The sequence below is a fragment of the Micromonospora sp. MP36 genome, from assembly GCF_008119785.1.
Lineage (GTDB): Bacteria > Actinomycetota > Actinomycetes > Mycobacteriales > Micromonosporaceae > Micromonospora.
Genome location: NZ_VSFA01000189.1, coordinates 1 through 7,478, shown reverse-complemented (window position 1 = coordinate 7,478; position 7,478 = coordinate 1). Strand labels below are relative to the sequence as shown.

Below are 7,478 nucleotides of genomic sequence, written 5' to 3'. Positions count from 1 at the left end.
ACCAGCTCCTGCCGTGGGGACAGGGACTCCTGGTTGGCGACGACGATCTCGCAGCCGCCGCGCGCCGCCAGATGCTCCACCAGGTCGAACCCGAACCGGGCCAACCTGTCCTTGTGGGCCACCACCAGCGTGGCGACCTCACCCCGGTCGACGGCATCCATCAACGCCAGGAATTTCTTGCGGCGCAGGTTCATCCCGCCGCCAACCTCGCTGACCCACTCGTCCACGGCCAGACCGCGAGCGAGGCAGAACTGTTGCATCGCCGCCACCTGCGAGCCCAAGTCCGACTTCTGACCCGGCGACGACACCCGGCAGTACACCACGACCTTCCGCCGGTCGGCGTCGAAGCCCGGCTGCAGCACCCGACGCACATCAGAATCGTCGAAATACCGCTGACCGGACGGCAGACGACGGGCCGTGATCCGACCCTCCGCCTCCCACCGGCGCACCGTGCTCACCGAACGGCCCACCCGCTTGGCAAACTCGCCGATCCGATAGACACTGCCCACGATTGTCAACTATGGACAGCCCTAGAAGGGAAAGCAACCACTAGTAGCTGCTCCCGAGGAGGGAGTAGATCGTCAACCACCGTCTCGTCGGGTGATCTTCACCATGCGCGCGCAAAAGAATCCTTCGTCGCGGGATGGTCATCACCACTCATTGCGGTGTATGTGGGGAAGAAGCTCAGTGTCGGTCGCAGGGAGGAACAGAGTGCCGCAGGAGTCCCGGGACGGACGTGACCGGCTGGCCGAATACGTGCACCCCACGGTCTACACCCCGCCCGTCCCGTCACCGCCTCGCCGTCGGACAGGGCCGGCAGCGACCGTGGTCCGGCTGATCCGCGCTGTCCTCGGCGCAGCGGTCTTCCTTGGCGGGACACCGGCGCTGCTGCTGTTCCTCGGCGGGAACCCCGTGCGGCGGTTGCCGTCATGGACGCAGTTCGTGGCGTGGTTCGATCAGCCGAGCGGACGGTTCACCCCGAACGCGCTTACCGGCGCGGCCATCTGGGCGCTGTGGCTGCTGTGGGCTGTGCTGGCGCTGCTGCTGGTTGCCGAACTGCTCGCGCTGGTGACCCGATGGCGGATCCCGGTACTGCGGCTTCCCGCGCCGCTGCACCGGCTCGTGTTCGGCCTGGCCGGCACCGCGGCGATCGCAGTCACCTCCGTCGGCAACCTCAACGTCGCCGACGGCGGCGGCAGGTCACCCGCAGCTGTCGCCTCGACCGACGATGCGGGGGTCATTCCGCGGCAAGCCGCTGCGCGAGGACCCGTGCTCATCCAGGTCGCCGGCACCCGCTACCTCTACACCGTCGAACGAAACGACACCCTGTCCAAGATCGCCAAGGAGTGGCTCGGCGACGCCGGCCGGTGGCCGGAGATCTGCCGCCTGAACAAGCACCGCCACTTCCCTCGAGCCGGCGGCGCCCTACGCGACTGCGACCTCATCTATCCCGGCTGGGACCTGCGGCTGCCCGCTGATGCCCGCCCACCGCAGATTGCCACCCCGACGGCCCCGTCCCGTCCGCCGGCGCCACCGCCGGCGGCCGTCACCCCCTCGCCACCGCCCAGCACTCCAAAGGACGCGTCGAGCCCCACGCCGTCGTCCACAACGAACGAACACGACGCGGCCACCGTCCCCGACAGCCCTGCACCGGCAACTCACGGGGTACGAGTACCAAGCCCATCTGCGGAGCCCGCTACCCCGACCGTCACGGCGTCGCCGTCCACCTCGCCAACAGTCAACGGCACGCGGAGCTCGGCCGGAGCAACCGACGAGCACGGTGTGCAGCTGTCCCCAGCCAACTGGCTGCCCTGGTCGCTCGCCGCCGCGATCAGCGCCGCCGCCGCGCTGGTCTGGGCACAGCGCCGGCGCCGCTACACCGGCGAGCCCGACACCGACCCGCCCACGCAACTGCCGCCACCCGTACTCCACCTGCGGCGCGCCGTCGCCCGCAACACCGAACTGCCAAACCCGGACAGCCAGAACACCGAGCCGCCTACCCTCGTCCCCGACCTGACGCCACTGCCCAGCGGCACGACCGGCGTCGTCGGCGACGGCGCGCACGCCGCAGCCCGCGCCGCCCTCGTCGCGGCCCTGGCATCCGGCGACCCGCACCACCCCGACGCACGTGGTGAAGTGGTCATCGACGTCGCCACCCTGGCAACACTGCTCGGCCCCGACACAGCCAACCTCCAGCCATGGCCACGGCTACACATCGCCGACAGCATCGCCGACGCACTCACGGTGATCGAGGCCACGCTCCTGCACCGCAGCCGCATCCTCGACGAGCACGCCCTCACGGACCTGGACACCCTGCGCCAGCACGCCCCCGACGAGGAAACGCTGCCACCCCTGATGCTCATCGCCCACACCCCACCCGCAGGTGCCCGCACGCGCGCCGAAGCCGTCCTCGCCTTCGGCCGCGCCCTGCGTGTGTCCGCCCTACTACTGGGAGAGTGGGCTCACGGCGCCACCGTCGAAGTCACTGCGGACGGCCACACCAACATGGTGTCCGGCCAGCCGGACGCGCCACTGCCAGCGCGCCTGCCCGTACTCGAATCCGAGGCGGCGATCCAGATCCTCACGACCCTGCGAGAGGCGCAGACCGGTGAACCGCCCGCTGTCGCGTCGCCCGCCTTACCGGTCACGGTCGTCCCGCTGCATGCCAGCCGCGCCACCAAGCCCTCCGACCGGCCGACCCCGGTCATCACGCTGCCCGCCGACGCCATCGCCGGTAAGGTACGACTGCGGGTTCTCGGGCAGCCGCGGATTGAGGACATCACCCGACCCGGCCGACCCCTGCGGGCCAAGGCCCTCGAACTGGCCGTCTTTCTGGCCTGCCACCCCGACGGAATGACCACCCGCGACATCGGCGAATACCTCGAACCAGACGCCCGCATCAGCCAAGCCGACCAGCGCGTACACACCAACGCCAGCAACCTACGACACGTCCTCGCTCGTGCTGGCACCGCTGATGCGAAGAGTGCCTACCTCATCAAGACCGCCGGCCGCTACCGACTCGACCCGGCCACCGTCGATGTCGACGTCTGGACACTGCGGGACCTACTCCGTGCGGCCACCGTCGCCAGCGGCCCCCGCCGCCGCGAGCTACTCACCGCCGCCTGCGACCTCTCCACCGCGCCCCTCGCGGACGGCCAGGACTACGAATGGCTCCAGCCACATCGGGAGACCGCCCGCCGATGGGGCACCGAAGCCCACCTGCTGCTCGCAGACGACCTGATCGACACCGACCCGCAGGGCGCATCCGCACTGCTCGACAAGGCCATCGGCCTCGACCGCTACAACGAAGCCCTCTACACCCGCGCCATGCACACCCGCCACGCTCTCGGCGACGCCGACGGCATCCGCACCCTGCTGCGCGCCCTGACCAGAGCCCTGACCGACATCGACGCCGAACCCCAAGAAACAACGATCGCGCTCGCCAACCAACTCCGCAACAGCCTGGCCGAGGCGTGAGCACCATCCGTCCTGGCGCAGCCAGGTTCAGGGTTCGAGTCCCTGGCGGCCCGCCAGCTACCGCCTCTGAACTGCGACAACGCGGGGAAGAGATCATCGGGCACGACCAGGGCACAACCTAGCGCTGATCTTGACTCGCGGAGACGTCTCGCCGTTTGCTGTCGGCCCGCCGGAGAAGGGCTCCCACCACGCCACGAGGCCGGTCCTTCTTCGGCATCAACCGGAGTACGACAGCCGGCCGCCGGAGACCGGGCTGCCGGCCATGCCTGGTCTCGCATGATGGTTGACGAAACGGCGTCGGAGGATGCTTGACGCCAGGCCGTGATCGAATAGGTCTGGTGCCTGGATCGATCGTAGGGCGAGGCCGTCCGGGACGGGACTGTTCGCGTCTCGGGGTTCCGGCCGTTGGATGGCACGATGCGTGCTGTGAGTTGGCGTTTGCTGGTGACGCCCCTGCACACCGCGGCCGCAGACGGTGGACTCGAGTGGGCAGCCGGGGCTGAGTCGTCCTTTGGTCTGCCCGAGGAGCCACCGGCGGCCCGTGAATTGCCGACAGTGGCGCAGGTCCTGTCCGCGTTTCGGGAGGCCGGCTGTCACGGCGTGCCGTGGTTCCGGGTCGCCGGGCATGACCTGACCCGCGATCTCCCGGGCTGCCCGGACCCGGCCACCTGCGCGGCGGTGGGCGGCATGGACCTGGGCGAGGTCAGCCTGGGCGTCGATGGCGTCGACGATGACGAGCCGGTGGAGCTCAGCCAGGCCGTGACCGACATCGGGTTCCGCAAGCCATCCGGCAGTGCGGTGCTGGCCGCAGTGGTGGCGCTGGCATCGCGGTCCGGGCCGCTGCTGGTGTTCGATGACAGCGTCGAGCACGTGTTCGTGGTGTCGCCGGGTGACGAGCCAGCCCACCTGGCCACGCATTGGCCGTGGTAGCCACCAGCGCAGAAACGGCCCTGCTTCCCGGTGCGAGGGCTTACCCAGCGGTGACCGTGATCTGGTGTTTGGCCTTGGTGCGGTTCAGCTCGGTGGTGCTGCGGCGGGGCACGGCTGCGATCGGGCTGTCGGCGTCGCAGTTGGTGATGGTGTGCTCGTCGAGGGCGACGGTGACGAGTTTGCGGGCGTGGACCTTGCCGACCTGGATGCGTTGTCCAGCGACCTGGATGCTGCCATTGACCGACACGATCCGCTCGACCATCGGGGCAGTGGCCGGTGGTGGGACTGGTGAGGCGGGTCGGGCGTCGCGGATGCGGCCGAGCGCGGTGGGCGGTAGTGGGCAGCGCAGAGTGCGGCGCAGCTGCCCGGCGTCGTCGATGATGTGCAGGAGGATGCCGTCGAGGCGGACCCGGACCCGTTGACCGGCAAGCGGCATGCCGACGCTGATCTGCCGGCCGGCGATGCTGATCCCGCCGCAGGCGTTGACGACCCGGTCGACCTCGACGGCGGTGGTCCGTGGTTCGGGCTGCGGCAGTGGGACGGGCCGGCCGGTGTGCCGCCGTCGGCCAGGAGCCGGGCGAGGTCGCGTTGGGACAGCCGGGACGGGCTGGACTTGATTCGGGCGCCGTCGGCGGTCAGGACGTGCAGTCGGTCGGTGTCGACCCAGATCGTGACCGGGGTGCCGGCGAGGGCGGGGCCGAGCCATATCTGCTGCTGGGCGACGGTCAGGTTGCCCGATGGTGGCACCACCCGGACCAGCTGCACCGGTTGCGGCCGGCCGGTGGACACGGTCACGGACGGGTTGTCGATCTCGACGGCGGGTGGCTTCCTGGGGGCCGGTGGTGGCCCGGGCAGCAGCCCGGACGGCAGGCGCAGCGGCAGGGCCTCCGCCTCGGACCGGTCCCGTCCTGCGGCGGGGCGGTGGAACCGGTCGCCGGGGAAGGCGTCGTCGATGCCCTGGTGGGGCCGGTCGTAGTTGTATTCGGCGACGAACGCGTCCACTGCGGCCTGGGCCTCCTCCAGGGTGGCGAACACCCGCCCGTCCAGACACTCACCCTGCAAGCTCTGGTGGAACCGTTCCACCTTCCCAGTGGTGGTCGGGGTGCGGGGTTTGGTGTTGCGGGCGACGATGCCATTCTCCCGACTTCGCCGCTCTCACCCCTTGACCTCCATAGGAGCATCGGGATGGCGCAGATGTTGACGCAGGGTGCGATTGTGTGGCGAGCGCCTGAGGTCGGAGTGGAGAGCCAGTTGGATAGCCCCGACATGCCCACGATTGCGGAGTCCTACAGATACCGCGTGTTCGTCAGGGGGATGCGGCTTGCTTTGCTCTTCCCGGTCACGGCCTTGCTGATGCTGCTGGTCCGCCTCGGAGTCGCAGAGAGCGTTCTTGTGCCGCTCGTGATGCTGCTCTTTGTCGCCATGGTGCTGGGGATCATGGTGGGCTGGATCGGTGCGGTTCTCCTGGTGCGGGAGACTTCTCGCTATTCCGGCGCAGCGAGAGGCAACGTCGACACCCGGAAGGTCGGAGCTCTCATCCGGCAGGCAGCTCGGGATATCTGCAATCTCCGCAGGTGGTGACGAGTCCTCGCCTGGGTGACCAGGTGAGTGACGACGTGCGCGGACTGTGGCGGACGAGCGGGGACGTACCTGCACTGTTCCCGCAGGTCACGCTTGCTGTCACTGCAGGCCAGGGAGCCGTGCTGGTTCGTTCACACAGAAGAGGTCGCGTCCCCATCGGCCACCGGATCAATGACAGCGGCGAAGGCTTTCGCTAGGCACTCATAGTCGCGCATGAGGGGCCCGACCAGACGCGGATCGGCCTCCAGGGCGTCGGCCAGGCCGTGAGCCAGGTCTCGGATGCGATCGGCGCGAGAGGGGCGACGAACACGGGATCGCCGGTCGAAGCTTCGCCAACGCCGGAACGCCACTTTGGCAATCCGCTCGCCTTGCTCGGAGGTACGAAGAAGCGGGCTTCCCGCCGCACGCAGCTGCTCGAAGGCTGCCATCACCCTGGCGTAGTCGTCCACTCCACTCCTCCGGTCTGCGGCGTGCCCGATCCGTGCCCGATGCAGCGGTCAACACCGGCACGCAACGGTGCTCAAAGGGGTCGGCCCTCAACCCTACGTAGCGCAGGGCTAGGTCAGCCGGTCACGCCACGTGTAGATCAATCCGATTCCCAAGCTGACAGTCGTCCTGCAAGATAGCCGCGTGGACGCTTGGCAGTCGATCGACGACCTGATCGTGCAACGGCGGATCATCTCAGCGATGCAGGCAATTCGTGAGGCCGAGGGGTGCAGCCTCCAACGAGCGATTGACGTCTTCGCGGACCGGTACGAGCTTCTGCGGCGAACCAGGCCCGACGACTTCAAGGTGTCCCGCGACGAGTACTGGTGCGGCGTCTACACCTGAGTGGGTGGGGTGAACAACCGCCCCGGCGGGGTCAAGGACCAGACCGGAACCTGGACGGTGAGCGATGAACTGGCAAGATCGTCGGGCGCAAGCTGGGCACAACTGACGTCGACAAGGGCTGTCAACCGCTGTAAGGCAACGAGAGACCTCGCCCAGGTCAGGACGCCGATCCGCCCGATCTGAGATGATCCACAGACCGCCGGAGGGGTTCAGGGTTCGAGTCCCTGGCGGCCCACCGATAACCTCTGAGCTGGGCAAACATGAAACCGCATGTGGCGGCGCCCGAACCGCCCGATCAGGCGCGCCGTGACCTGGCAGAAGGCCAAGCATCCAGGCCCTTCGGCCACCTTGTGTAATGACAGCCGAGCAGCCCGAGGCCGCGGCAATCAGCCCCCGGTCCTGCCGCTCCTTGATCCGGGCGTGCTGGGAAGCTGGACTGTGACTAGGAGACCGCCGTTGGGGCTGGGGACGAGGTCGAGGGTCCCGTTGTGGGCGCGGACGATGCTGTGCACGATGGCCAGGCCGAGGCCGACGCCAGCGTGCTCGTCGGTGCGTACGCGTTCTGTTCCGCGCTGGAAGGGTTCGGTGAGGGTCGGTACCAGTTCCGGTGGGAGTCGGCGACCCGTGTTCTCGACCCGCAGCACGCTCGTGTCGCTGTG

At 68.8% G+C, this 7,478-nt stretch carries 8 protein-coding genes and 1 pseudogene; 4 read left to right on the top strand and 5 right to left on the bottom strand.

Going from position 1 to position 7,478, the window contains the following annotated elements; translation table 11 throughout:
* Nucleotides 1–509, bottom strand: a 509-nt coding sequence (locus FXF52_RS39760; protein WP_148804807.1) for an IS607 family transposase, incomplete at its 3' end; no start/stop codon positions are given.
* 202 nt (nt 510–711) lie between these two features.
* Between FXF52_RS39760 and FXF52_RS39755 the strand changes: the two genes are divergently transcribed.
* The gene (locus FXF52_RS39755; RefSeq protein WP_148804806.1) at nt 712–3,477 is read left to right on the top strand and encodes a LysM peptidoglycan-binding domain-containing protein; all 2,766 of its coding nucleotides are present in this window, start codon (nt 712–714) and stop codon (nt 3,475–3,477) included.
* A gap of 405 nt (nt 3,478–3,882) precedes the next feature.
* Nucleotides 3,883–4,407 carry a hypothetical protein gene (locus tag FXF52_RS39750; protein WP_148804805.1) on the top strand — a complete coding sequence of 175 codons (525 nt, stop codon included), beginning with the start codon at nt 3,883–3,885 and terminating at the stop codon, nt 4,405–4,407.
* 40 nt (nt 4,408–4,447) lie between these two features.
* Here FXF52_RS39750 and FXF52_RS43720 read toward each other — a convergent pair whose 3' ends face one another.
* A complete protein-coding gene (locus tag FXF52_RS43720; protein WP_255472872.1) occupies nt 4,448–4,843 on the bottom strand; it encodes a hypothetical protein in 396 nt (131 codons plus the stop codon).
* 563 nt (nt 4,844–5,406) lie between these two features.
* A pseudogene (locus FXF52_RS43715) lies at nt 5,407–5,490 on the bottom strand (hypothetical protein); the annotation flags it as partial.
* A gap of 102 nt (nt 5,491–5,592) precedes the next feature.
* On the opposite strand from FXF52_RS43715, the gene FXF52_RS39740 reads away from it, so the two are divergent.
* On the top strand, nt 5,593–5,988 hold the full coding sequence (locus FXF52_RS39740; RefSeq protein WP_148804804.1) for a hypothetical protein: 396 nt from the start codon (nt 5,593–5,595) through the stop codon (nt 5,986–5,988).
* A gap of 131 nt (nt 5,989–6,119) precedes the next feature.
* Here FXF52_RS39740 and FXF52_RS39735 read toward each other — a convergent pair whose 3' ends face one another.
* Entirely contained in the window at nt 6,120–6,437 is a 318-nt protein-coding gene (locus tag FXF52_RS39735; protein ID WP_148804803.1) for a hypothetical protein, read from the bottom strand.
* 181 nt (nt 6,438–6,618) lie between these two features.
* On the opposite strand from FXF52_RS39735, the gene FXF52_RS39730 reads away from it, so the two are divergent.
* Nucleotides 6,619–6,819 (top strand): hypothetical protein, encoded by a 201-nt coding sequence (locus FXF52_RS39730; protein WP_148804802.1) that lies wholly within the window; start codon nt 6,619–6,621, stop codon nt 6,817–6,819.
* A 386-nt stretch (nt 6,820–7,205) separates the two neighbouring features.
* Here the strand turns inward: FXF52_RS39730 and FXF52_RS39725 are convergent.
* On the bottom strand, nt 7,206–7,478 hold a 273-nt coding region (locus tag FXF52_RS39725), incomplete at its 5' end, for a sensor histidine kinase KdpD (RefSeq protein WP_148804801.1).